The 25,900-nt window shown below is 33.5% G+C and carries 21 protein-coding genes; 2 read left to right on the top strand and 19 right to left on the bottom strand.

What is annotated here, in order from left to right:
- Positions 1-135: 135 nt before the first annotated feature.
- Both IPO86_04000 and gmk read left to right on the top strand, forming a co-directional pair.
- Positions 136-1,011 carry a YicC family protein gene (locus IPO86_04000; GenBank protein MBK9727263.1) on the top strand — a complete coding sequence of 292 codons (876 nt, stop codon included), beginning with the start codon at positions 136-138 and terminating at the stop codon, positions 1,009-1,011.
- Complete coding sequence (gene gmk, locus IPO86_03995; GenBank protein MBK9727262.1) at positions 1,011-1,595, top strand: guanylate kinase; 585 nt, start codon at positions 1,011-1,013, stop codon at positions 1,593-1,595. The genes IPO86_04000 and gmk overlap by 1 nt, the downstream gene beginning before the upstream one ends.
- Here the strand turns inward: gmk and IPO86_03990 are convergent.
- The 19 genes from IPO86_03990 to IPO86_03900 form a co-directional block, all read right to left on the bottom strand.
- The gene (locus IPO86_03990) at positions 1,579-2,136 is read right to left on the bottom strand and encodes a hypothetical protein (protein MBK9727261.1); all 558 of its coding nucleotides are present in this window, start codon (positions 2,134-2,136) and stop codon (positions 1,579-1,581) included. The two genes, gmk and IPO86_03990, sit on opposite strands and share 17 nt — an antisense overlap.
- Positions 2,137-2,158: 22 nt before the next feature.
- Positions 2,159-3,295, bottom strand: coding sequence for a glycosyltransferase family 4 protein (locus IPO86_03985; GenBank protein MBK9727260.1), 1,137 nt, complete (start codon positions 3,293-3,295; stop codon positions 2,159-2,161).
- On the bottom strand, positions 3,288-4,475 hold the full coding sequence (locus IPO86_03980) for a glycosyltransferase family 4 protein (protein MBK9727259.1): 1,188 nt from the start codon (positions 4,473-4,475) through the stop codon (positions 3,288-3,290). The genes IPO86_03985 and IPO86_03980 overlap by 8 nt, the downstream gene beginning before the upstream one ends.
- On the bottom strand, positions 4,472-5,941 hold the full coding sequence (locus IPO86_03975) for a heparinase II/III-family protein (GenBank protein MBK9727258.1): 1,470 nt from the start codon (positions 5,939-5,941) through the stop codon (positions 4,472-4,474). Before IPO86_03975 ends, IPO86_03980 begins: the two co-directional genes overlap by 4 nt.
- 110 nt (positions 5,942-6,051) lie before the next feature.
- Positions 6,052-7,158, bottom strand: a complete 1,107-nt coding sequence (gene wecB / locus IPO86_03970) for a UDP-N-acetylglucosamine 2-epimerase (non-hydrolyzing) (GenBank protein MBK9727257.1) — start codon at positions 7,156-7,158, stop codon at positions 6,052-6,054.
- 5 nt (positions 7,159-7,163) lie between these two features.
- Positions 7,164-9,269, bottom strand: coding sequence for a bi-domain-containing oxidoreductase (locus IPO86_03965; protein ID MBK9727256.1), 2,106 nt, complete (start codon positions 9,267-9,269; stop codon positions 7,164-7,166).
- Positions 9,266-9,967 carry an acylneuraminate cytidylyltransferase family protein gene (locus tag IPO86_03960; protein MBK9727255.1) on the bottom strand — a complete coding sequence of 234 codons (702 nt, stop codon included), beginning with the start codon at positions 9,965-9,967 and terminating at the stop codon, positions 9,266-9,268. The genes IPO86_03965 and IPO86_03960 overlap by 4 nt, the downstream gene beginning before the upstream one ends.
- Positions 9,960-10,913, bottom strand: coding sequence for a hypothetical protein (locus IPO86_03955; protein MBK9727254.1), 954 nt, complete (start codon positions 10,911-10,913; stop codon positions 9,960-9,962). The genes IPO86_03960 and IPO86_03955 overlap by 8 nt, the downstream gene beginning before the upstream one ends.
- 5 nt (positions 10,914-10,918) lie before the next feature.
- Positions 10,919-12,076, bottom strand: coding sequence for a UDP-N-acetylglucosamine 2-epimerase (hydrolyzing) (neuC, locus tag IPO86_03950; GenBank protein ID MBK9727253.1), 1,158 nt, complete (start codon positions 12,074-12,076; stop codon positions 10,919-10,921).
- Positions 12,069-13,076 (bottom strand): N-acetylneuraminate synthase family protein, encoded by a 1,008-nt coding sequence (locus IPO86_03945; GenBank protein ID MBK9727252.1) that lies wholly within the window; start codon positions 13,074-13,076, stop codon positions 12,069-12,071. Before IPO86_03945 ends, neuC begins: the two co-directional genes overlap by 8 nt.
- Positions 13,077-13,086: 10 nt before the next feature.
- Positions 13,087-14,025, bottom strand: coding sequence for a Gfo/Idh/MocA family oxidoreductase (locus IPO86_03940; GenBank protein ID MBK9727251.1), 939 nt, complete (start codon positions 14,023-14,025; stop codon positions 13,087-13,089).
- Positions 14,025-14,600, bottom strand: a complete 576-nt coding sequence (locus IPO86_03935) for an N-acetyltransferase (protein ID MBK9727250.1) — start codon at positions 14,598-14,600, stop codon at positions 14,025-14,027. The genes IPO86_03940 and IPO86_03935 overlap by 1 nt, the downstream gene beginning before the upstream one ends.
- 7 nt (positions 14,601-14,607) lie before the next feature.
- Positions 14,608-15,741 (bottom strand): DegT/DnrJ/EryC1/StrS family aminotransferase, encoded by a 1,134-nt coding sequence (locus IPO86_03930; protein ID MBK9727249.1) that lies wholly within the window; start codon positions 15,739-15,741, stop codon positions 14,608-14,610.
- 31 nt (positions 15,742-15,772) lie between these two features.
- On the bottom strand, positions 15,773-17,077 hold the full coding sequence (locus tag IPO86_03925) for a UDP-glucose/GDP-mannose dehydrogenase family protein (protein MBK9727248.1): 1,305 nt from the start codon (positions 17,075-17,077) through the stop codon (positions 15,773-15,775).
- Between the two features lie 23 nt (positions 17,078-17,100).
- Positions 17,101-18,390 carry a nucleotide sugar dehydrogenase gene (locus IPO86_03920; GenBank protein ID MBK9727247.1) on the bottom strand — a complete coding sequence of 430 codons (1,290 nt, stop codon included), beginning with the start codon at positions 18,388-18,390 and terminating at the stop codon, positions 17,101-17,103.
- Positions 18,391-18,392: 2 nt separating this feature from the next.
- The gene (locus IPO86_03915) at positions 18,393-18,728 is read right to left on the bottom strand and encodes a hypothetical protein (GenBank protein ID MBK9727246.1); all 336 of its coding nucleotides are present in this window, start codon (positions 18,726-18,728) and stop codon (positions 18,393-18,395) included.
- Between the two features lie 129 nt (positions 18,729-18,857).
- Complete coding sequence (locus tag IPO86_03910; GenBank protein MBK9727245.1) at positions 18,858-19,949, bottom strand: hypothetical protein; 1,092 nt, start codon at positions 19,947-19,949, stop codon at positions 18,858-18,860.
- A gap of 165 nt (positions 19,950-20,114) precedes the next feature.
- Entirely contained in the window at positions 20,115-20,525 is a 411-nt protein-coding gene (locus tag IPO86_03905) for an SET domain-containing protein-lysine N-methyltransferase (protein MBK9727244.1), read from the bottom strand.
- A gap of 171 nt (positions 20,526-20,696) precedes the next feature.
- Entirely contained in the window at positions 20,697-25,790 is a 5,094-nt protein-coding gene (locus IPO86_03900) for an HYR domain-containing protein (protein ID MBK9727243.1), read from the bottom strand.
- Between the last annotated feature and the right edge of the window lie 110 nt (positions 25,791-25,900).

The raw sequence follows: 25,900 nt of genomic DNA, 5'->3' as shown, positions 1-25,900 counted from the left end.
CGATGATTTTTTATTAAAAAAAACTTATTCTAACTTTTTCTATATCAATCAGATAGCTCGAAAGAATGCGTATTCAAGGGACTTGCAGGGTGGTTTCATAAATATATAACTACCTTTGCGGTTCAATTTTAGCCTATGTTGTTGTCAATGACTGGTTTTGGTAATTCTAAGGGCCATTTCCAGGGCAAAGAAATCGTAATCGAAATTCGTTGTGTAAATTCAAAAGTCAACGATTTTCGTCTTAAAATCCCAAATAGTTATCGTCAACACGAACTAGACTTGAGGAAAATATTGAATGATAAAGTGATTCGTGGTAAAATGGACCTAAATATTTCCGTCGATTCTAAAGGTGGGGACGAAGAATTTAGTATCAATAAAAACCTTTTCCTAACATTCTATAATCAAATAAAGTCACTTTCTGACGAAATCGATCTTAGCCATTCAGACATTCTAAATGCTATTATGAAGTTTCCAAATGTGATCGTTTCACAGGATACTCTTATTTCTAATGAAGAATACCATTTTACCCTGGATCTATTAAATGAAGCTATTGAAAAGCTCAATGATTTTCGTTCTATTGAAGGGAATATCATAGCAAATGATATGGAATTACGAACAAGAGGTATTTTAGATCATTTACAAAAAGTTGAAAAAGAAGATCCTGATAGAACTAAATTATTGAAAGAAAAATTATTAAAAGCACTAAATGCTAATTTTGAAGGTGAGAATATTGATAGAAATCGCTTTGAACAAGAATTATTATATTATTTAGAACGTCTTGACATTACTGAAGAAAAAGTAAGACTTAAACAACATTGTGAATATTTCTTAGACGAATTGAATACAAAAGGCACTATCAAATCTCGTAAATTAAATTTTATTAGTCAGGAAATCGGAAGAGAAATAAATACCTTAGGATCAAAAGCTCAATACTCTCCAATCCAAAAATTGGTCGTCAATATGAAAGATGATCTTGAAAAAATTAAAGAACAAATGGCGAATGTTTTATGATGGAATTTTTACGCGGTAAAATAATCATACTTACTGCACCTTCAGGATCTGGAAAAACAACCATTGCCCGTTATTTATTAAATCAATTTAAGGAGCTTTCTTTTTCTATTTCTGCAACTACTCGTCTCGCTCGAAAAGATGAAATAAATGGACTTAATTATTTTTTTTATACCCATTCTGAATTTAATACTGCAATAGAAAATCATAAGTTTTTTGAATACCAGGAAGTATATCCTGGACAATACTATGGAACCCTGGTAAACGAAGTTGAACGAATCTGGGACGAAAACAAAATTGCACTTTTCGATATTGATGTAAAAGGTGCTCACTTTATTGAATCCAAATTCAAAGAGAATATACTATCTATCTATGTTAAGGCTTCAAGCTTAGAAGTACTTCGACAACGTTTATTACTGAGAGGTACCGAAACTCCAGAAAGTCTTGAACGCAGAATTCAAAAGGCAAGCACTGAATTGGAATATGCTAAAAATTTTGATTATGTCATTTCAAATGACAAGTTATCATTAGCACAAGATGTTATTTCAACTATAGTAAAGGATTTTATCCTTACCCCTTTGAAATAATATATACAAATTCTGTACTTAGAATACTTCGAAGGCTTTTAAGCTTTGTTAAGTCAAATACAAAAGCAAATAAGGGTAATTTTAACAGATAGATGATTTCTATCTTATTATTTTCAAAACTATCTTCAATTTTTATTGTGCATTTATTCTGCTGCAACCATTTATTTATCAAAGAGTGCTCGTTTCTCTGACTAATGATAAGTGAATTCTGAAATTTATTTTTGCATAAACTAACTAAATTTAGTTTCTCATCTTTTATAAAATGATCTATAACCCCTAATATAAAAATAAAATCAAAGTGTTTAGCTGGAAGTAAATTTGAATTTTTTAGATCTCCCAAAATAAAATATTCCTTATTCGAAAAAGGAAAATTATCAATACCAAGATACTCTCTTAGCTTAGGACCCATAGACTCATACAATACCATTTGTCCACATCCCAAATCTAATACAGAACTACCCTGGAGATCCAGATATGGAATGATTCTTCGAATTCTGTTCTGATAGTACTTTTTGTTTTTTAAAATTAATGATATTTCCATTGTGGATTTCTATAACTAGCAATTATGCCTCTTTTAACAAATCCAATTTCCTCAATAATATATCATAGTGAGTCAATATAATTTTTAAATCATATTTATCTAAAACCATTTGCCGACCAGCAAGACCCATTGCTATTCTTTCATTTGTTGACAATTCCAACATTTGTTCAAATGCTTTTGCTAATAACTTAATATTTCTCGGTGGAACGATATACCCATTCATTGAATTTAATACCAAATCTCTACAGCCAGGCACATCTGTTACGATCACAGGTTTTTCCATTGCCATTGCTTCCAGAATAGCTCTTGGCAAACCTTCCCGGTAGGATGGTAAAACAACCACATCGCAATTTGAAATCAAGGATTTTACATCTTTTGAATCCCCTAAATATTCAATACGCTGCTCTTGAATCCAGGCATTTAATTCAGTTCTCGGAATAGCACTATTTCCCTTTTCTAAAAACTTACCGGCAATGTAAAAACAACAATTTCTATGATCCCGCTTAATCAACTTTGCAGCTTCAACAAATTCTCTAACCCCTTTCTCTTCTATTAATCTGCCCAGAAAAAGAAAATTAAAATACGATGATTTTTCATCAGTAGCCGATTTCTTAAAATAATCCGTATCCACTCCGCTACCAGGTATCACTGAACCCACTCCAAATTTTAGAATTGATTTATCAATAAAATAATTCAAATCATCTGCATTATGAAAAAATACGAATTCGTTGAATGAAAGTGCCAACTTATAAATAAACTCAATTGGTTTTTGAAACCATCTTTGTTTAGTAAATGCATAACCTAATCCTGTAATTGTAGAAACTACTTTCAGATTTAACAATTTTGCTGCAAGACTGCCATAAATATTTGGCTTAATCGTAAATTGCAATATTAAATCAGGATGCTCCCTCTTGTAAATTGAGTAAAGTTCTTTTACTAAAAATAAATCCCGGAAAATATTTATACTATTCGCTTGCAAATTCTTCAATGGAATAAAATTTAGAAACGAACACTGACGAATTTCACTAGAATAAGGATCCTCAGGAGCGACCACTGTTATCATAAACCCTTGATCTTTCAAATGTTGAATTAATGCGAATCTGAAATTTATGATATTCCAACTAGAATTCGCAACAATTAAAATTTTGAAATCATCCATTAAATTTCTGAATCGTTGACAATATAGAATTCGCCATTTGATTTGTGATATTCTCGCGGCTATATTTTTCAGAAAATTCTGTACGGCTCTGTGTACTATATAAATTTAGTTCTAAATAATTACGAATCATACCTACATCACAAGGTTTAAATATATAACAATTTTGTTTTACCTCTGTTTCGAGAAACGTTTTTGCATAGCCAGAAACACCTGCTAAAATAGGAATATTCCCACCGGCATATTCAAATATTTTTGAAGGCAGTACTTTTTCAAAGGATTTATAATCATTTAAATGGAGCAATAAATAATGTGCAGTTCTATAATAATCTAATAACATAGTCCTTTTCACTGGAGGTATGAGTTTTACATTCTTGAGTTTAAGTCTTACGATTTCATTTTGCAGTTTATGTTTTGCAGAACCATCCCCAATAATAATAAAACGATGACTTTCTTTTAAAGAAACTGCCAATTCCGGAATTAATCTATGCAAGCCTTGAGCTTCTCCTATATTTCCAGCATAACATACCACCATTTTAGATCTACCTAGGCTAGGGTCCTGGATCCAGCCGATAAACTCATCGTCAATACCATTTGGATAAAAGCTAATCGTTCCTTTAAATTCTTTTGGCAAACTAGAGCGAAATCCATCAGAATTAATATTTATATGGGCTGCATTCATTAATGTAGGCCGTTCAATATTCTTGTAAATCCATTTAGATAAAAATTTATTAAAAAAAGGGAACAATTCCAATTCCGCAATATTTTCCGAGAATAAATCTCTCAAATCAATATAATAAGGTACTTTTCTTACGCTAGCAATTCGATAGGCCAGATATCCGGTAAATATTTTTGAGGTAGAAGCGAATATAAAACTAAGATTTAATTCCTTAATAATCTTCCAGACCCCTCGTTGATAATAATAAAATGAAATAACTTGCTTTAGAAATTTGTTCTTGTGTTGAGGCACATCAATCCTGTGAATTGTCAAATTTCCAAGATGTTCAACCGATGGTAGTTTTGTTTCGACATTATAGTAACGATTCGGTTGGGTGCAAACCAAATGTATACGAGTATCTCCTGAAAGTTTTTTTGATAACATTTTAGAAAGTGCCGTATTTCTAAAAGAACCAGCACTTAAATCAGGATAATAAAAATAACTCAGATACAAAATGGTTTTCAAACTATATATTTTATCACTGTTTTTAATGAATCTTCAAAATGGACGATTACTTTTTTACTTGTTTTGATAACATTAAAGTCAACTGCTTGTTCATAATTCTCCAATTGAGAATCTGTTTTTCCTTCAAATTTCAATTCAATATTAAATTGATCTAAATAAATCTGATCTTCATTGAATTCAACTTCTTGTATGTCAAAATGAAAATTTGACATGATGTCCATGGTTCTAATTTCTGCAGAGTTAACGGTATCTTGAATAACAATACGATGCTGATCCAGAAAAAATAACCGTTTATGCCTGAACCCAGTATGCCATATAACTTCTGCTTCGATGGTATTTTCGGATTCCTTTAAAATTTGTATTTGAGCTCTTTTTGCGATTCGAAATGACTGCCATATTTGGGATTGGTTTTCCAAATTATAAGAAACTGTATTATGCATTTTTGTGGATCGTTCATTTAACCGATTACTTCCAATTTCATAAGTGGATACCCCACAATCTGCAAGAATAAGATTACGACCCTGATATACCATAAAATGCAACATATCAGAATGGGCATGACCGGGCTGAAATGAAGGTAAAATTTCTCCACAATTTATGATTACTTTAAAAAATTCATTTTCCAATATTCGAAACCCACTACTTGACAAACCTAGCTCCAAAACTAAAATTTGCTTAGTTACTGCAAATTTAATCAATGCACTAAAAGATGGAGTTTGACTTAGAACGGAATCATTAAACAAAGGAAATCCTGCATCCCCACTTTCCATTTTTTTAATCCATGAAATCATTCTTGAAATAAAATTTTGCAATTCCGTAAATGTTTGCTCCTTAAACTCTGTCGCTTCCATTAGCTGATACAACAATTGCAATCGGTATAATAAATTTGCATGGTAAGTTGGTGTCCTTTCATAGTGCGCTCCATCACTTAATACTTGTTGCTTTAGTTCATATATTAACAAGGGTAAATAAATATTCAATTTTATTGGATTCCCTAGCATAGCAAATACAAAACACAAGGAAATATAATTTTCAAGTAAATGATTTGCCAATAAATGAAACTCCAAATTTTTCTCCAGAAAATGAACTTGTTTTAAAATGGCATGGCTTATAACCGCATCGCTTATTTGATGTTTGGAAATAAAAATCAAAGAATGGATAAGCCTTAAAGACACAGGATAAGGCTCCAGGCAAACATTGCCGTTAAGAATACATTGTGATATATCTTTTAGTACGAAATACCGATAACTAATTGCAATTTCTTCATCTGCTAAATACTGCAAATACTGCAAATGATAATTCCATAATTTTCCATACTCATTAAAATTCCAATCTATTCTAGTTTCAAATTCTTTAGTCTGATTGAGTAAATGAAATGACAAATGTTGAATTTGATAATTTGGAACAAATAAATATTCAAATTCAACTTTTGGTGGCTTGATAGTTGATTGAAATTTATTATTCATTGGACTAAATGAATTTGTGATGTTCCACTTCATTTTATAATACATCCAATAAAAAAGTTGCTTTGGCTTTATATACCGGATCGTATTAAAATATAATAAAATTTTAGCAATCAATGTGATTCAGATTCAGTACTGAGCAATATTCTTGCAATCCGATCTCCTGCAAATCCATCCCATAAATCCGGAATAATGGATTGTTTTATATCTCCATTTAATATATTTTTTAGGTGCCTAATGGTAGTATTAACATCCAATTCATGTATCAATATATTACTACCAAGCTCCACAGTTATAGGTCTTTCAGTAGTTTTTCGAAAGGTAAGACATGGAATTTTTAAAAAAGTAGATTCTTCTTGTACGCCTCCAGAATCTGTTAAAATAGCCGTACTCCCTTTCATTAATCCAAGAAACTCTATATAGCCCAAAGCTTTTGTCATATGAAGTTGCTTTATTGCTGTTAATTGATCCCAAAAATTAAATAATTCTAAATTACTTCTCGTTCTTGGGTGAACAGGAAAAACAACTTGAATAAATTTTGTAAGCTGACGAATCATGTTTACCAATTTTTGCAAACCTTCTTTGGTATCCACATTAGAAGGTCTATGCATAGTCATAACAATATAAGGATGGTTAGAAATTTCTAATTCTTTACCAATTTTTTCTGAGTTCGCCTTTGGAAGAAAATGAATTAAAGAATCTATCATACAGTTTCCCACAAAATGTATTTTACTTTCTGGAATATTTTCGCTTCGCAAATTGTCCATAGCAGAAGCTTCTGTAGTAAATAGCAAGTCACTAATTTGGTCTGTAAGTATCCTATTAATTTCTTCCGGCATGGTTCTATCATAGCTCCGTAAGCCTGCCTCGACATGCGCAATTTTTATATTCTGCCGAACACTCGTTAATGCGGTAGCAAAAGTAGAAGTAACATCTCCTACCACGACAACCAAATCTGGTTTCTCTTGCATAAGAATGTCTTCAAATGCTAACATTATTCTTGCACTCACTTGAGTAGGAGATCCGGAGCCTACACCTAAATAAAAATCTGGCTTTGGCAATTCCAACTGATCAAAAAAGATGGCGCTCATCTGTTCGTCAAAATGTTGACCCGTATGAACTATTAATGGGGTACATTGAGGACTCTTACAGAGTGCTCTATGCAAAGGTGCTACCTTCATAAAATTAGGTCTTGCGCCTACCACTTGAATAATCTTCATTCGCTTTATCCAATTTGAGAGTTCATTTGTAATTTTTCAATAATTTGAAAACAGACTTCGCTTGTATGAATAATCTGTTCCTGGTATTTTTTACCAAAAGCATCTGATATTGGATTTAAAACCTCTTTAAATTGTTGTTCATACCCTTTATCCTGTTTTGAAAATATACCGGTTGATACATTAAGACCATAGGATTTAATAGATTTAAAATTATTTAATTCTATACAGTTTCCACCAAAAAATAATTTAATATTCTCCTTCGGGAGTTTCTTCGATCCATTACTAAAATATTGAATACTCGCAATACTTCCATTTTGATACTTTAGTTGAACACTTACATTATTAGCCAATGCAACTTTTGAATGATCTTGTGAAATTGCTTGCACCTGCGTAACTTCTGAATTAATTAAATAATTACATAAGTCAACAAAATGACATAACTCTCCTAAAATGCGTCCACCACCAATTTCTGGATCTTGCACCCAATGTTTATTATCAATATGTCCGGCATTAATAAGATAACTAATACAAAGCTGATCCTGGTAAGGCTTGATAACACTCATAATTTTCTGAATGTACTCTGAAAATCTTCGATTATAGCCAACAATAATTCTATTGTTAGAATTTAATTTCATTTTTATCAATTCCAATTCCTCTTTGAAAATTGTTAAGGGTTTCTCTATAAAAATATCTTTACCACACGCTAATGCTTTTAAAATACTTTTACCATGTAGATGATGTCTATTGGCAATAATTACCAAATTAATTTCCGGATCATCCCATATTTGTTGGGAATCTGAACTTAGTTTCTGAAATCCAAATTTCTTGGCTAAGGCTGCAGCACCTGCTTGATTACTTATTAATATTTTTAAATTCGGATTAAATTTTCGAATAACAGGCAAGAGAATGGATGCAGTAAAAGAACCTGACCCAATCATACCGATAGTAATTGGCTGCTTCGAATGGATTGGTTCCTGGATTTCAATTGTTGACACTTTTGAATTTACAGAATGCGCAGTATACTGAATAATATTTCCATATTGCAATTCATCCAATTTCTGATAGCATTGCTCTATTACAAATTCAAAGCTTGTTCTGCTTAAAATCAAAGGATTTATATTTAATAATCTCTTTTGCATTAATTGCAGCACCGCCTCCATATTTCGCTTTTCAGTCCATCGTACAAAACCTATGGGATAATCAATGCCTTTATCTTCATAGGACGGATCATAGCGACCTGGCCCATAACTACAGGAAACCTGAAATTGCAATTCCTTTTTATAAAATAAATCTCGCTTAATTTCATTTCCAACAACGCCTAATAAAACAATCCGGCCTCTAGTTCTGCAAATTTCAGCTGCATAATTAATGATGTGATCTTTAGATGAGGCAGTAATTAAAACACCATCTACACCAATTCCTGCAAAAGCTGTATTATAAAGATCCAAAGCCTTTGAGTCCTTGCTATTGTAGCATAAAATTCCTAACGACTCAGCCTTTTCTATTGCCTTGGTTGACACATCAATTCCAATTACCTCACAACCATTTGCTTTTAAAATTTGACAGGTCAACAATCCTATAAGGCCCAAACCAATAACCGCCATTTTCTCTCCAAGCTCCACTTTTGCTAATCGAATTCCTTGTAATGCAATAGCACCTAATAAGGTAAATGAAGCTTCTTCATCTGAAACATGGTCTGGAATTTTTACACATAAATTTTTAGAAACCAGATTAAATTCTGCATGGTAACCATTACTTACTACTCGATCTCCAATTTGAAACTCATGCACATTATTACCAACTGCGTGAATGACCCCTACACTGCTATAGCCTAATGCAATTGGTTGTTCTAATTTAGAATTTACCGCATCCAAAGTTGCAAATAAACCGTCATTTAGAATTTTATCAAGGACTTGCTTAACTTTATCTGGTTGTTGTTGAATTTTCTCAACAATATTTGCTTTACCAAATTGAACCAACATCTTTTCAGTTCCAGGAGAAATCAAAGAACAAGTGGATTGGATCAAACAAGAATTGGGCGTAATAAATGGTATTGGCAACTCTTCTAAAAATGTTTCGCCGGTTTTTAAGTGTTGCATTACAATTTTCATCTCTTCAATTGTTGAATTAAAAATTCTGCAAATAGAAAGTCAGTTTCAGTGTTTATATCTAAAGATCTACTTGCTGGCATTATATAAGGTACGCAATCTTCTGTAAGCAGCGTTCCCTGCCTTACTATTGCAACATTTGAAATATATACCGAACCATTTCTTACAAATACTTTCTCCAATTGATGAGCAGCCATCTTGCCATCCTCCTTTTCGAATAAAGAGACCAATCGATTACCCTGGATTAATTTAAATTTTGAAGGATGCAGGTCGTGCTCAATTTCCTTTACGCTTGCAGCACATTCTGCATGACTGTTTAACAGCAAATCAATCGTCTGATCAATATCAAATCCTTTGGTAAAAGGACTTGAAGGTTGAATAATAACTACATATTCATATTGCTTGTCATAATGTTCAGTCATAAAATCTAAACTATGAAGAACATATTCAATAGCTAAAGAAGTGTCTTCAGCCATTTCACTAGGTCGTAAAATAGTGTAAATCGGTTGTCCATTAAAATAAGCTCCATTCAATATTTCTAAACTATCTGATGTAATTACAATATCTGTCAATAATTTAGACTCTAATGCTGCTTCAATCGAATACTGAATTAAGGGTTTACCTGCCAAATTTTTTAAATTTTTCCCAGGAATTCTCTTGGATCCTGCTCTAGCCGGTATAATTCCAAGTATTCTAGACATTACTAAAAGTTTCCATTAATTTTTGCACTAAAAAAAGTTCTGTCTTCTCAAATGATTCTTCTGTATTACCTCCTATATGCGGTGTGATTATCAAATTATCATGGGTTTTGAAATAATTAAACAAGGTACTATCATAATTTACATTTGGTTCATCTGCTAATACATCTAAAGCAGCTCCAGAAACATGCCCGGATAATAAATACTGGACGAGTGCATTTTCATCTATTAATGCACCCCGGGAGGTGTTTATTAAAATTGCATTCTTTTTCATTTTAGAAAGGAAATCTTGATTCACCATATTGCGGTTCTCCGTTTTTAAGTCGACATGGAGACTAACTATATCCGATTCTGCAAGTAAATCTTTCAAATTTTTAAACTCGCATTTTCCTATTCCTGGATTTGAACTTTCTTTTATATCATAAAATATTACTTTCATTCCAAAAACTAAAGCATATTGAGCTACCATAGTTCCGAGTCTTCCAAAACCAATAATTCCTAAGGTTTTATTATATAATTCTGTTCCTTTAAACAAATTTCTATTAAAATTTCCCAATAGGGTATGATTTACAGCGGGTACGATCTTCCGGATTAAACTCAACATCAAGGCAAATGTATGTTCTGCAGTAGCTCTTACGTCTTTTAAAAAATCTGTTTCCCCTTTTAAACTAAGAATCTTAATTCCCATTTCATTACAAGCATCCAGATCCATATGATCTAAACCAGTTACCGGAGTTATAATTATTTTACAGCGTTGATTTTTTACTAAATTAGATCGATTGATGGTAAATTTCAATCGAAACCAAAATGCATCACATGCATTCAATATTTGCGGAATTTGATCAGGGTTAATCGTTTGATAAATAACCTGTGCGTTTGCTTCCAAAAGTACTTTTGCCGGATTCGAAAACCCGTCTGGTTCTGCAATCCATACGACCGGTTTATCCATCGTGTTCAATAGCTTATCATTTTATTAAATCGCAAAGGAATACTTGAAATGGTATTTGCGATTTTAATTCCAGCATTTCCTTCACCATAAATAATTTCCTGTGCATAAGGGCCATGATTCATTTGAAATTTAATAGCCTTTACTAAATCGTTGTACTGATGTTTTGTTTCATAAACATTTTTACCTCTAATTCTACCTTGTTGTCTTGTGCCAATATTTACAACTGGAATGCCTAAAAAAGAACATTCCCGAATTCCTACACTTGAATTACCTATTAAACATTTTGCTTTTTTCAATAATCGCAAAAAATCTTCAGGCTCCATATTTTTAAAAAAATGGATCTTAGATTGCGGATATTTCTCTCTAAAAGCCCGAATTCCTTTTGAAGTGCCATCAGATCCTGCATCAACATTTGGCCAAAACCAAAGACAAGAAATATTTAAATCGAATACCGCTTGTAAAGTCATTTCAATTTGCTTTCTTGCTTCCTGATATTCTGTCGTTACCGGATGCTGTAAAACAACCACAAATTCGTCAAGATTAAAGTGATCAACACCAACACCACCATATTTTTTAATTGGATCAAAATCATGACTCATTTCAGAATAGATTTCATTTGCAATGTCAATTGATGGGCATCCGGTTACAATTACATATTCAGAATCTTCTCCTAATTTTAATACTCTTTCCCGAGCATCTAAAGATGCTACCAAATGGATATCGGATAATTTTGTGATAGCATGTCTCACTTTTTCATCAATGCTACCTGTTACCTCCCCACCTTGTATATGGATTAGCGGAATATTCATGTAGCTCGCGGCAACCGCCGTTGCCATAGTTTCAAAACGATCTGCAACAGTAACTACAGCATCTGGCTTTAGATTTTCAAAAACAGATGCCAATTCCAAAATACCGAGTCCGGTTGTTTTTGCTTGAGCTGTTAAATTTTCTCCTTCTAATACATTAAAAACTTTTGCAGCAATTTCAAACCCATCACTTTCAATATATTTATAAGCTGTACCATAGCGATCCAATAAAGCAGATGCAGCTACCACCAATTGAAGTTCCAAACCAGGGTGTTGCTTAATCGCTGTTAATGCAGATCTGATTCTGCTATAACTTGGTCTGGCTGTAATTACTACACAAATTTTCCTTTTAACCATTTTGTATATCTGACCAATTGATAAATTCGTATTGTTCTTTATTTATTAATAATTTTCTTTCTATTAATTTCTCAAAATCACTGGCAGGAATTCCTCTTCCAGATGGCTTTGCTGTTTCCAAATCATCTTTTGTCAAAGTATGTCCAGCACTTAAACTTTTATTTGTTACCAATGATTTTCCAAACATTGTTTTCAATTCTTCAAAATTTCCACTTGCTTCTTTAAAATTAGTTAAAGTAAATGCCTTCTCTACAAATGATATTGCTTCCGCTAATGTTTTTATTTCATCTATAGTGATTGAAGCTTTTGAATCTGGACCAAACATTCTTCTATCAAAAACTGCATGAAATTCCAAAATCGTTGCTCCTAAAGCTACTGCAGCAATTCCCGCAAATATAGAACCACTATGGTCTGAAAATCCAACCGGACAATGATATCGATTTTTAATTTCTTGAATTAAATGAAGTCCTATTTGCTCTGGTGGACAAGGATAAGCAGTTGTACATTGCATAATTGAAATTGAATTATGCAACTTTCTAATATAGTTTACTGCACGATCTAATTCTTGCCAATCGCTCATGCCACTTGATAAAATGATAGGTTTACGGGTTTCAGCAATTTTATCTACTAATAATAAATTCGAGATATCCCCTGAACCAATTTTATATCTCTTTACTTGTAATTCTTCTAATAATCGAACAGCTGCTAAGCTAAAAGGAGTTGCTAAAAATTCCATTCCTTTTTCTTCACAATGATTTTTTATGAGAATCCATTGCTCTTTTGAGAATTCCATTCGTTTCCAATAATCTTTTCGGGAAGCATCAACATATGAAAATGGAATTCTAAATTTTTCAAATTCACTACTTTCTGCATCTGCAATGTGAATTTGAAATTTAATCGTTTGTACACCTGTAGTTGAAAGTGCATCGATATAAGAATGCAAAATACCCAAGCTGCCATCATGTGCTTGTGCTATTTCTGCAACGAGTTGGGTTTTCATATAAAACTTATTATAATTTGGCTAAGGGGTGATAATCACCAAGCAATCCAATGGCCTTTTTATTCCGAATATCATGAACCGTTTGGATAGACATTCTTGATTCTTCCAGTCCAAATCCTTTGCTTTTTAATATTTCCTGATAGGATAAAGTATGTAAATCTGTAAAGCCTTCACTAAACTCAAATTCCGTATTATCAATATCCAAACGCCTATATGTTTTCTTGCCAGTTTGTCTGACTTCCGGTGGCAAGGTTTCTTCATTAATACTTAAAAAATATTTTACATGAGCTCTTTCATACTCCAGATAACCAGCAACGCGATCTTCCGTATGGATATGTACAATATTATTTTGGACATCTCCAAATAACCAACCCAATAAATCATAAAAATGCACACCAATATTTGTTGCAATCCCCCCTGATTTACTTAAATCACCTTTCCAGGAACTATAATACCATTTTCCACGAGAAGTAATATAAACAAGGTCAACATTATATTTATGATCTCGTTTATCCGCAAGTAAATTATTTCGAAGTTCAATAACTTTTGAATGCAACCGGAGTTGTAAAATTGTGTTTACTTTTTTTCCAGTTTCTTGTTCCATCTCTTGTAAGGCATCAATATTCCATGGATTTAATACTAATGGTTTCTCGCAAATTACATCTGAGCCTAATCGTAAACCAAAACGGATATGTGCATCGTGCAAATAATTTGGTGAACAAACACTTAAATAGTGAATACCCAAATTTTTCCGCTTTAGCTTTTCTAAATGTCTATCAAAGCGTTCAAACTCAGTAAAAAAATCAGATTCTGGAAAATAAGAATCGAGGATTCCAACGGAATCATTTTTATCTAAGGCTGCAACTAATAAATTTTCAGTTTCTTTAATCGCTTTCATATGTCGGGGAGCGATGTAGCCTCCGGCTCCAACCAATGCAAATCTTTTAATCATAACAACTTACTTACTCTGTTATTCAACAACTGATATTTCTCATTTGATTCCGGACAAATTGCGATTCCATCTTTATTAAAATTCAACTTGTGACCAAATTCACTCATCCAACCAGATTGCCTTGCTGGATTTCCAATGACCAAAGCATAGGAAGGAACTTCTTTAGTAACCACCGCACCAGCTCCAATAAATGCATATTCACCAATATCATTTCCACAAACGATTGTAGCATTTGCACCAATGGAAGCACCTTTGCGCACCGTTGTACGAGCATATTGATTTTTCCTGTTTACAGCACTTCTTGGATTTATTACATTTGTAAAAACCATAGAAGGGCCCAGAAATACATCATCATCACAAATAACACCGGTATAAATGGAAACATTATTTTGAACTTTTACATTATTACCTAAAATTACATCTGGTGAAATCACCACATTTTGACCAATATTGCAGTTTTTTCCAATTGTACATTTCGGCATAATATGACTGAAGTGCCAAATTTTGGTTCCTTCACCAATGATACATCCATCATCAATTATGGCTGTTGGATGTGCATAAAATGAATTCATTATAGTTTTATGAATTTAAAAAAGATTTCACTTCATTAATAATAAGATCTTGAATTTCAGAAGTTAACTCCGTATGCATGGGTAAGGAAATAACTTCTTTGCTTAATAATTCAGTAACAGGTAAAAAACGCACTGCACCCCGATATGCTATATAGGCTTTTTGCTCATATAATGGTACTGGGTAATAAATTGCGGATGGAATCCCTTTAATATCCAAATAATCTTTTAGTGCATCTCTTTTTCCATTTGTTATCCGAAGTGTGTATTGATGAAAAACATGCGAGGAATGTGTATTGCGGAAAGGTGTAATGACCGCTTGCATATCTTTAAATGCAGCATCGTAATAATCAGCTGCAGTTCTCCTATTGGTTGCATATTGATCTAAATATTTCAATTTAACATTAAGGATTGCCGCCTGGATCGCATCTAATCTTGAATTCACACCCACAACATCGTGATAATATCTGGTAGCACCTTGTCCATGATTAGCGATCATTCGAATTTCATTTGCCATGTGATCATCATTTGTGAAAATAGCTCCACCATCTCCATAGCATCCAAGATTTTTTGAAGGGAAAAAGGAAGTACAGCCAATATGGCCGATAGTCCCCGCCTTGGTTTTTAGACCATTTGAAAAATAATAATCCGATCCAATTGCCTGGGCATTATCTTCAACTACATATAAATTATGTTGATCTGCAATCTTCATAATTTCTTCCATGAAGGCACATTGACCAAATAAATGAACCGGTACAATCGCTTTTGTTTTAGGCGTAATGTTATTTTTTATTTCTTCAATACTAATATTAAAATCATCTAGATTCACATCCACCATTACGGGTTTAAGTTTTAATAATGCAATGACTTCTGCAGTTGCAACATAGGTAAAAGCAGGAACAATGACTTCATCTCCAGGCTGTAAATCCAATGCCATGAATGCAATTTGCAAAGCATCTGTTCCATTGGCACATGGGATTACATGTTTGACATTAAGATAAGATTCCAAATTGTCTTTAAATTCTTTCACAACGGAACCACCGATATACATAGTAGAATTCAAAACATCCTGGATTGATTGATCCACTTCATTTTTAATCTTTGCATATTGTCCTGCCAGATCTACCATTTGCAATTTCATAATTTACTTTTTAAGTATTAAACAATAATCAATCTTAATGTCTTCCAATGCTTATATAATCAAATCCTATCTCCTTCATTTTATGATGTTCAAATACATTGCGTCCATCAAAGATCAATTTATTCTTCATCAACAATTTCATTCTATTAAAATCTGGTGAACGAAATACATTCCATTCTGTAATTAATGCAAGAGCATCTGCATCTTGAATTGCTTCATACATATCTTTTGCAAAATGAATCCGATCACCGAAGATTTGTTTCACATGTTTTGAAGCTTCCGGATCATATGCACTAATGACAGCACCGGCATCCAATAAATCCTGAATAATTTCTAATGCTGGTGCTTCCCGGATATCATCGGTATTCGGTTTAAAAGCCAAGCCCCAGATTGCTATTTTTTTACCAGCTAATACATTCTTAAAATACGACTTGATTTTTTGGCTTAAAATCTTTTTTTGTGAAGTATTAACCTGCATTACTGAATTCAGAATTTGAAAATTATAATTATTTTGTTCTGCAGCATGAAATAATGCATTCACATCTTTAGGAAAGCAGGATCCTCCATATCCAACCCCAGGAAATAAAAATCGTTTTCCAATTCTGCTATCGCTTCCCATTCCAATTCGGACCATATCAACATTTGCACCTGTAAGATCGCATAAATTGGCAATTTCATTCATAAAACTAATACGTGTTGCTAAATATGCATTTGCTGCATACTTTGTTAATTCTGCACTTCGCAAGTCCATATGATAAATTGGATTGCCTTGTCTTACAAAAGGCTCATACAATTCTGTCATTTTGTCTCTTGCTTTTTCAGAGTTGCTACCTATTACAACCCGATCTGGCTTCATAAAATCATCTACTGCAACACCTTCTCTTAAAAACTCAGGATTGGATACAACATCAAATAGCGATTGGTCTAAATTTTTACTCAAGATCTCTGCAACTTTTTCTGCAGTTCCTATGGGTACCGTACTTTTATTAACCAGGATCGTATATTTTTTCAAACGTTGACTAATCTGTTGAGTCGCATTCAGTACGTAACTTAAATCAGCAGCGCCATCTTCACCTGGTGGGGTAGGCAATGCAAGAAAAATAATTTCACCATGTTGAATAGCTTCATCTAAATCAGTAGTAAAAAACAATCGTCCCTCCTTTGTGTTCCGATCAAAAATAATATCTAATCCAGGCTCAAAGATTGGAATATTGCCAGTCTGAAGTGCTTCTATTTTTTTCTCATTTATATCTAAACACAAAACATGATTCCCTGTTTCTGCAAAACAAGTGCCTGTTACTAATCCTACATAACCCGTTCCAACTATTGTGATTTTCATTTTAACCTACGTACAAATTATTATTAAAGTCTCCAATATGTAAATCCATTTTCCGGTTTTTTATAAAGTCCTTTCAGATCAATTAAGATGGGGTCTTTTTTCATAAATGATAACAGACTCATGGGATCCAGATTCCGAAATTCAAGATGTGCCACTGCAATGATTATCGCATCATAATCCAGATCCGGAATTTCTTTCATTTCTATACCATATTCATGTTTTACTTCTTTCGGATCAGCATAAGGATCATTAACATCCACTCTAACAGAATAAGCTTTTAATTCATCATATAAATCTGCAACTTTAGAATTTCTGATATCTGCCACATTTTCTTTAAACGTTATCCCTTTTATAAGCACCTTGCATTCACTTGGATTTTTACCTTTTCCAATAAGCAGCTGCACTAATTTTTTTGCAATAAATGCTGGCATTCGATCATTGATTCTTCTTCCACTTAATATCACTTCAGGATCATAACCTAATTGTTTTGATTTATGTAAAAGGTAATATGGATCCACACCGATGCAATGTCCACCTACTAATCCAGGTGAAAATTTTAGAAAATTCCATTTTGTACCTGCTGCTTCCAATACTTCTTGTGTATCAATTCCCATTAAGTCAAAAATTATTGCGAGCTCATTCATAAATGAAATATTCAAATCCCGCTGACTGTTTTCAATAACTTTTGCTGCTTCTGCCACTTTAATATTTGCTGCTTTATAAATACCTGCAATAATTATTGCATTATAAACATTTGCAATTTCTTCTAATGCTTCTGGATCGCTACCAGAAACAATTTTTAAAATACTTTCAAGGGGTCTGGTTTTATCTCCTGGATTGATTCGCTCTGGAGAATAACCCAACTTAAAATCTTTACCTAATTTCAATTCAGATCCAAATTCCAATAATGGCAAACAATCTTCTTCTGTACAGCCAGGATAAACCGTGGATTCATAAATCACATAATCTCCTTTCTTAAGAACCTTTGCAATTGTTTTGGAAGCTCCTAAGATTGGTTTTAAATCAGGAACTTTATGCTCATCCACTGGCGTTGGAACTGCAACAATATAAAAGTGAGCTTGCTTTAATACATCCAATGAGCTTGTGAACTCTATATCCGCATTTTGAAAAGCATCTTGCGACATTTCTCTGGATGGATCTTGCTGATTCTGCATCATTTGAATCCGCTCTTCATTAATATCAAAGCCGATGACTTTAAATTTTTTTGCAAACGCCAATGCTAAAGGTAATCCAACATACCCTAAGCCAACAACTGCCAATTTCTTTTCTTTTGCAACTAATTCCTGATACATAATTACGCCTTTCCTGCCCTCAATAATAAAAGTTCTTGTTCCGTTAATATTGTAACGTTCATTTTATAATTCTCAAATTCAAAAAAGAGAAAACGAAATTTTCGATGAATCCATTGTTCTGTTTTTACAATGGAACCTAAAAGCCTAATAATATTTTCTATATTTTGAACTATTCCAATGCTTTTAAACAAAGAATACTCAATTTTAGAATAGCATGGATACAAAATCTTTGCTATAAAATAGTTTTGCTTATCCTGACTCACATTTACAAGAATTTCTGCTTTTAGGAGGTAATCTAGTGCTATCCTCTTAAGGGTTGATGCTTCCAATGACTCCATTTCCAAAAATCGCAGATTCTTTGTAGTTTTCCTGTGGAGAAAGAATTTCAGTAACAAATTAAAACGCATTTTGGATGAAATGAGTGTTTCTATCATAAAGGAGCAACAAAAGTACTCAATTTATAAATTTTAAATCCGGATATGATCATTATAAAATTTCCTCCCAAATACAAACAAACTACCCACTATTAAACCATAAATCAATCCTAACAAAAGAGCCTTTATCCAACTTAGTTGAATTGTTTTAAGTGGCATTATTGGAAGATCTATTGCCTGTATAAAGGGCGTTTTATGATCTAATGAAAAGGATGCAATTTCTTTATTTTTCATTGCTTCTGCATACACTAACTGAAGCATTCTAATATCCTGATCTAAGATTGTTTTGGGCACCTCTTCCTGGTAAAGCCAGGTAGAACGATAAGTATCCTTTATCCCCGCTAAACCATACTGCTTTCCATGGATTAATACTCTAAGAGAATCTGTTTTCAAACTTAAGTCATTAAATGTAATCCTTTGCTTTTCAATAGTTTTATCAATGTAAAAATTACTCATTTCATCAAAAAGTCTCCTCACCAATTCATATGAAAGCTGTTCGTGCGTACATTGAATGTTGAGTTTCATGATTGAAGTTTTCTCGCTCACTTGTGTTGTCAACATTAGCAAAAATAAACTGTGCAGCTGCTTTAATGCAGTATTTTCAAGTCGATTAAAATCCTGCGTATTTGCATTCTTAAATAAAAATCCTTTGAGTGGATGTTCCAATACATAAAATGGCTTTTTAGTCCAAACACCTGTTCTCTCTAGCTCTTTAATCAAATGATTGGCTAAATAATCTTCCTTTTCATCGATTTTAAGCTTAGAGAAAAATAATTTCTCGGCAATTCGTCTTGATTTTCCAAGCTCTAGAATCTTCTGAAGATTTATATCATCCGATCCATTACCTAATAAACCACCAAATTGACCAATGACAGATTCCAAACCTGAAGCACCTTGCTGGTCTTCATTAAGCATAAAACTAAGCTCTGCTTCAAAAATTTTAAATTGATTCCATCTATTATAAATGCCCCACAGAAGGCCAATACTGACACAAAACCAAAGTAATCTTCGATTTTTAGAATATTCCATCCAATAATTCCGAATCAGGAGCACTAAGTCTTTAATACTCATTTGTTCTGAATCTTTAGTGTTTTGTGAGCTTTGATTCATGGATTCGTAATTCATATGCAAAAATACTTTAATTTATAATAGATTCAGAATTATTTAAGAATCTAAATATTAATTCTTTTTACAATGGAAATCTATCAAAGTAGAAGCTTTGGCTGTTTTCTTGGGTTTACTCTAAATTCTTACTTATTGACATTACTTTAAAGCGTAACAAAGCGCATACTAGTCTTCAGAATCTACGATGGATCCATAATCAATCAGCAACTCTTCTCCGCATTCAATATCTTTTAATGTTTCAAAAAATTCACCATCATTTATAGAAATAATATTGGGCTCGCTGCTGTGATTTAAAAAAAATGAAACATCCATAGTTTTAAACCCATCTGCCGGAACATAGTATACGTGTTCATCAAATAAACAGTATGTTTCAACTAAAAGGCGAGAAGATTCAGGTAATTCATCTACCTCCTGTCTACTTAATGGATGCCATTCGGTTGGGACTTTGGAGAACATATCTCTACAAGCTTTTGGAATTTTTTGAATTGCAAATACCCCAATACCATGAATCGTTGAAGTTTGGATCCTAACATATGTATTTGTTTGTAACTCTTTAAGAAGTTGGGATTTATTCATATTTAAAATATTATGTTTCTATTAGCACTAGAATCCTTAAAAAACAAAGATAAAATACTATTTTATTTCCAACAATTCATAAGTTACATCCTGGAAATAAATAAAAAACCGGTCTATCAATAGACAGACCGGCTCGCTTCATACCTTTTCGGAATATAGGGAAAATAATCTTTAATGATTGACTATAAATCGTTTAATTAATTGTTCTGCTGATTTGCTGCGAATAATTATTGTGTACATACCATTACTCCATGTTTTAACAGAAAAAGAGTTTTCATTTTTTGTTCGAACAGGATCACTATGCAGTATCATTTTCCCGCTGTTATCATATATTTCGAATTCAGCAATATCGCCCATTTTGCTTTTAATACTTACATTGGTGGATGATGGGTTCGGAAAAAGATCAACCGCAAAACTTATTAAATCTGTATTGAATTCCAAAATGTCCTCATCCTGTTCTTGCATTCTCTTTTTATTCTCTTCACAATTTTGTGCACATTCAAATTCTATTGGTTTTACAGAAAGGAATGAAGATTTATCTAATGGTCCAAAATTTGTTCCACCATTCATCGAAATACAATAATCTTCCACCTCTCCAAATAATGGTGAACTACATGGACTCACTGGATAGTTTCCATAAGACATGATAACTCGCATTCTGGTAAGTTTAGAAGGTAAACTTGCAGGCATTGTTAAAGTTGCGCACATCGTTGTCGTTCCATATCCATAAACAACTTCTTCTGTAACCGGATCAAAAAATCCATCTGAATTAAAATCAATCCAAATTTTCCAATACACTTTATAGGAACCACTTAAAAATCCTGGACTTACACAAATTGGATATGTTTTTCCAGATTCTATATTTCCACAGGCTTTATTAAAGTAATGATATCCTCCATTATCTCCAGTAATTGTATCTATTCCTGCAAATTCTACACGGTTATTATACATATATGCACTATTCAATGCTTTTGCTTTGCAATAAATGCTTTCCTTATCACAATCAACATTTATATAAAAACTGCAGGTATCTGATTTTCCATCTTTACTTGCAACATAACTAATTTTATTATTTCCGCAAGGCATTAATTCTCCTTTTAATGGACCCCCAATTTGTTGCAATTCAAAACAAGGAATCTCACAAATGAATTCTCTTTCTGCGTTACCGTTTTGATCGTTCCAGGTTCCATCTGGTAGCATCTCTATATAATTTTCATTTCCACTTCCATTATTAGGTTGACCAGGTAGCCAACTTGTAAATTGAAAAGGAGTGTTATCAATCCATTCAAACTTATTCTCGATGCGTTGGTCGGTTGCTCCAATCCAGGCAGTTTGTCCATTTAATTTTGATGAAACAAAGGAATTCTCAGAATCTGTATTGATAACTGCTAATTTACCACCCATTAATTCACATGAAATTCTGGCAGCATTCCAATTTGAAGGACCTTGAGAACAAAAATATCGATGTCCTTCATGTTCTCCCATATAAATAAATCCTGCAAGTTTATCAACACATGGTTTACAATATTGCACTTTCGGTATTGACCAATCTACAAATGCACCATTTATAAATGGATCTGAGCGAACTACTGTTGTATCATTTGGACATGTAATCGCAATCTCTGTTCCTATTACTGTAATTTTAAAACTATCTCTTGTAGCATTTCCACAAAAATCTGTAGCAACATACACTACGTAACGCTCCCCATTACCAAATTTTGTACCCGGAATATAATTTGATAAGATACTTTTTAATTTACAGTTATCTGAGGTTTCAGGTAATAACCAATTTACTGCTACATCGCAATTTCCTCTGGCATTCAAAGTAATATTTGGTGGCAAATTAAAAATACGCGGTGCTTCATTATCTACCAATTCAATTTGTTGTGTACACTCTGTGCGCAAAGCTGAAAGATAAGGGTCTGCTGCGCGCCAGGTTCTTTCTACGCGAATTGCACCGGAACATGGTCCGTCAGAAATAATTCTATCTGTATAACTTAGGATCGGTTTTTCGCATTCTGGTCTTCCAGCTACAGCCGTTGCTTGTCCTGTAACACTTGGATCTAAACCTATTCCTGGACAGCCTTTAAAATTACCTGGGCATACTAGTATTGGATTTTTATCACAACATTTATCTGTAATCGTAACAAAAAACCAACAGGTAGCCGAATTACCGCAAAGATCAGTTGCAGTATAAACCACCCGTGTGATCCCCTTACTAAATACAGCTCCACTTGGAATATTTGAAGTTATATTTGGCGCTATACATAGATCTGTTGCAGTTGGAGAAATCCAACTTACAACGGCCTCACAATTATATTGTGGATCTATTGTTAAATCCGGTGGACAGCTTGTAAATAAAGGAGCATCTGTATCTTCAAGTACAATTGTTTGCGTACAAATACTGACTCGGTTATTTTTAGGATTCGTTGCAGTCCAAATTCTTGAAATTATGAATCTACATGGATCTGAAGAAAGAATCAAATCTCGATATTCTAAACGTGCAGGAGCACAGACTGGTTTAAATGGATCAACGGATGCTTGTCCAGTAATTGAAGTATCAATACTGCTACCCGGACATGCTGCATAATCGGCTGGACAGAATAAGACAGGTGGATTATTGCAACAGTTCTCTTCCACTGTAATGGTAAACTCACATTCAGCGGTATTGCCACATACATCTGTTGCGATTATATGAATGGTTGTAATACCTAATTGCAATCTGGAACCATTTGGAATGGATGCAGTGTAGTTTACACTTCCACATCCATCTGTTGCGATTGGGTTATTCCAATTCACTTCCGCTATACAATCATCATTAGATTGAACTGTAATATTTGGCGGACAAAATGTAAATACTGGTGCTTGTTTATCCTCCAAAATAATTTTTTGAATACAGCTTGCTTTCAAATTTGCAAATACCGGATCGGTTGCAGTCCATGTCCTGTTAATTTCTTTATAACAATCTGTATTTTGAATCACTTCATCTGTAAAACTTAATAATGGTGTTTTGCATTTTGGACTACCAGGAAATGCTACTGGCATTCCTGTAATTGATGGATCCGTTGAAGAGGATGGACAAGCACTAAAGTTTAATGGACATTGAATACTCGGTATTGTTTTACAACAATTTTCTTCTACGGTTACTGAAAATTGACAGCTTGATGCATTTCCACACTCATCTGTTGCTGTTACAATTACCAATGTTACTCCAATTTGAAACTTGGAACCGGATAAAATAGATGTGGTGATGGTAGTTCTTCCACAAGCATCACTTGCTACAGGCTCATTCCAATTTACATTTACACTGCAATCTTCATCTGATTGAACCGTAATATTTGGTGGACAAAAAATAAACGAAGGTGGTTGCGTATCCCTTAAAATTATTTTTTGTATGCAACTTGTTTTGAGATTTGAAAACTTAGGATCTGTTGCTGTCCAAGTTCTATTTATTTCAGTATAGCAATTTGTATTCTGTAATATTTCATCTGTATAGTTTAGGATCGGCTGATTGCATTTTGGGCTTCCAGCTTGTGCCGTTGCAGTTCCTGTAGTTGTTGGATCTGTTAAAGAACCAGGACAGGATTCAAAATTTGCCGGGCATTGAATAATTGGATTTGATTTACAACAATTTTCTTCTACAGTGACTAAAAATTCACAATGGGAAGTGTTACCACATACATCTGTTGCAAGTACAGAAACCGCTGCTAATCCTAATTGAAAACGAAATCCAGAAGGAACAGAGGTCGTTATTGTAACAGGACCACATTGATCTGTGGCTAATGGATTTGGCCAACTCACTTCTGCTGTGCAATCATCGCCTGATTGAACTGTTATATTTGCCGGACAAAATGTTATTACTGGAGATACTTTATCTTCAAGTATTATTTTTTGTATACACGATGCAAATAAATTTGGATGGTTTGGATCCACCGCTTTCCAGGTTCTATTTACGGAAACAAAACAATTTGTAAAGTGAAGTGTATCATCTGTAAAGCTGACTATTGGTTGACCACATTTTGGACTGCCGGCTAAGGCCTGAGCGATCCCAGTAGTTAAAGGATTAATGCTTGTACTTGGACAAGCTGAATAATCTGCAGGACAATTTAATACCGGTGGATTTTTACAACAATTTTCTTCTACCGTGACTAAAAATTCACACTTGCTTGTATTTCCACAAGCATCCGTTGCAATAAAAACGACTGCAGCGCTCCCTAATTGGAACCTAAATCCAGACGGAATTGTGGAAATTAAACTTACTTGATTACAATTATCTGTAGCAATTGCGTTTGGCCATGTAACTACAGCGGTGCAATCATCTTCAGATTGAACTATAATATTTGAAGGACAAAAAGTAAATTTTGGTGCGGTGTTGTCTATTAAGCGAATTATTTGAATACAACTTGAACTCAGAAGATTATTTTCTGGATCTGAAGCATACCAAGTACGTTCAATAAGAATACTACAACTTGAAGTTTGGGTTGTTTTATCAATATAAAATACGATTGGTTCTTTGCAATTCTCACTTGCTTTACGAGCAACTGCTGTGCCTGTTACAGATGGATTCGTTGAGGAACCTGGACATGCATTAAAGTCTGCAGGACAGACAATAGTTGGGGCCAGATTACAACAATTGGAAAGTACTTCCACATGAAAACTGCAACTCGAAGAATTACCACAGGCATCTGTAGCTGTTATAACTACAGTATGATTTCCAATTGGAAATTCTCCTCCATTAATATGCGAACTTGTGACATTAAAATTTCCACATTCATCCGTTACCCATGGCATTGTCCAATAATAAGAACTGGTACACTTAGAATTACTAAGTATTGTCGTGTCCTTAGGACAATTTAAAAAAATTGGGGCGGTAGTATCTAAAGTACTGATATATTGTATACAAAAAGATCGAAGATTTGTATTATTTGGATCTGTTGCAGTCCAAACTCTTCGAAGTAATTTTGAGCCCGGACAACTCCCATTTTTAACAAGCGTTTCTATGTAAGAAATCATGGGTGTTCCGCATTCTATACTCCCGGGTTCAGCGGTTGCTAATTTTGTAACATCTGTCGTTGTATTTGCGCCAGGACAGGCAATGAAATCTGCCGGACAATGAATGACTGGTGCTGTATTGCAATCCAGAGGAAGCTTGCCAGGTTTTACATTTTTAAATCGACCAACTTGAGCATTAAGATCAAAACTTAAGCTTAAAAAAAATCCTGCAATAGCTAAAAAATTTAGCAAGGGGTAATATTGCTTTTCCATATAGCGAGGGTATGAATTACAAAAATCTCAAATGCTTCGAGCGGGGTTATTAAATAGCGTTGAGATTTTGAGCAGGGTGTCTTAAATAAAATAGAATTGAGAATGGGTGT

This window comes from Saprospiraceae bacterium, assembly GCA_016717265.1.
GTDB lineage: Bacteria > Bacteroidota > Bacteroidia > Chitinophagales > Saprospiraceae > Vicinibacter.
This window is presented reverse-complemented; position numbering and strand designations above follow the sequence as displayed.

Excerpts from the sequence above, each read along its gene's own strand:
- IPO86_03920 (MBK9727247.1), bottom strand. The coding sequence starts at position 18,390 with ATGTATCAGGAATTAGTTGCAAAAGAAAAGAAATTGGCAGTTGTTGGC.
- IPO86_03935 (MBK9727250.1), bottom strand. The coding sequence starts at position 14,600 with ATGAATTCATTTTATGCACATCCAACAGCCATAATTGATGATGGATGT.
- IPO86_03925 (MBK9727248.1), bottom strand. The coding sequence starts at position 17,077 with ATGAAAATCACAATAGTTGGAACGGGTTATGTAGGATTAGTAACAGGC.
- IPO86_03945 (MBK9727252.1), bottom strand. The coding sequence starts at position 13,076 with ATGAAAACCCAACTCGTTGCAGAAATAGCACAAGCACATGATGGCAGC.
- neuC (MBK9727253.1), bottom strand. The coding sequence starts at position 12,076 with ATGGTTAAAAGGAAAATTTGTGTAGTAATTACAGCCAGACCAAGTTAT.
- IPO86_03965 (MBK9727256.1), bottom strand. The coding sequence starts at position 9,269 with ATGAAAATTGTAATGCAACACTTAAAAACCGGCGAAACATTTTTAGAA.
- wecB (MBK9727257.1), bottom strand. The coding sequence starts at position 7,158 with ATGAAGATTATTCAAGTGGTAGGCGCAAGACCTAATTTTATGAAGGTA.
- IPO86_03900 (MBK9727243.1), bottom strand. The coding sequence starts at position 25,790 with ATGGAAAAGCAATATTACCCCTTGCTAAATTTTTTAGCTATTGCAGGA.
- IPO86_03960 (MBK9727255.1), bottom strand. The coding sequence starts at position 9,967 with ATGTCTAGAATACTTGGAATTATACCGGCTAGAGCAGGATCCAAGAGA.
- IPO86_03985 (MBK9727260.1), bottom strand. The coding sequence starts at position 3,295 with ATGGATGATTTCAAAATTTTAATTGTTGCGAATTCTAGTTGGAATATC.
- IPO86_03910 (MBK9727245.1), bottom strand. The coding sequence starts at position 19,949 with ATGAATTACGAATCCATGAATCAAAGCTCACAAAACACTAAAGATTCA.
- IPO86_03990 (MBK9727261.1), bottom strand. The coding sequence starts at position 2,136 with ATGGAAATATCATTAATTTTAAAAAACAAAAAGTACTATCAGAACAGA.
- IPO86_03915 (MBK9727246.1), bottom strand. The coding sequence starts at position 18,728 with ATGGAGTCATTGGAAGCATCAACCCTTAAGAGGATAGCACTAGATTAC.
- IPO86_03955 (MBK9727254.1), bottom strand. The coding sequence starts at position 10,913 with ATGGATAAACCGGTCGTATGGATTGCAGAACCAGACGGGTTTTCGAAT.
- gmk (MBK9727262.1), top strand. The coding sequence starts at position 1,011 with ATGGAATTTTTACGCGGTAAAATAATCATACTTACTGCACCTTCAGGA.
- IPO86_04000 (MBK9727263.1), top strand. The coding sequence starts at position 136 with ATGTTGTTGTCAATGACTGGTTTTGGTAATTCTAAGGGCCATTTCCAG.
- IPO86_03905 (MBK9727244.1), bottom strand. The coding sequence starts at position 20,525 with ATGAATAAATCCCAACTTCTTAAAGAGTTACAAACAAATACATATGTT.
- IPO86_03975 (MBK9727258.1), bottom strand. The coding sequence starts at position 5,941 with ATGAATAATAAATTTCAATCAACTATCAAGCCACCAAAAGTTGAATTT.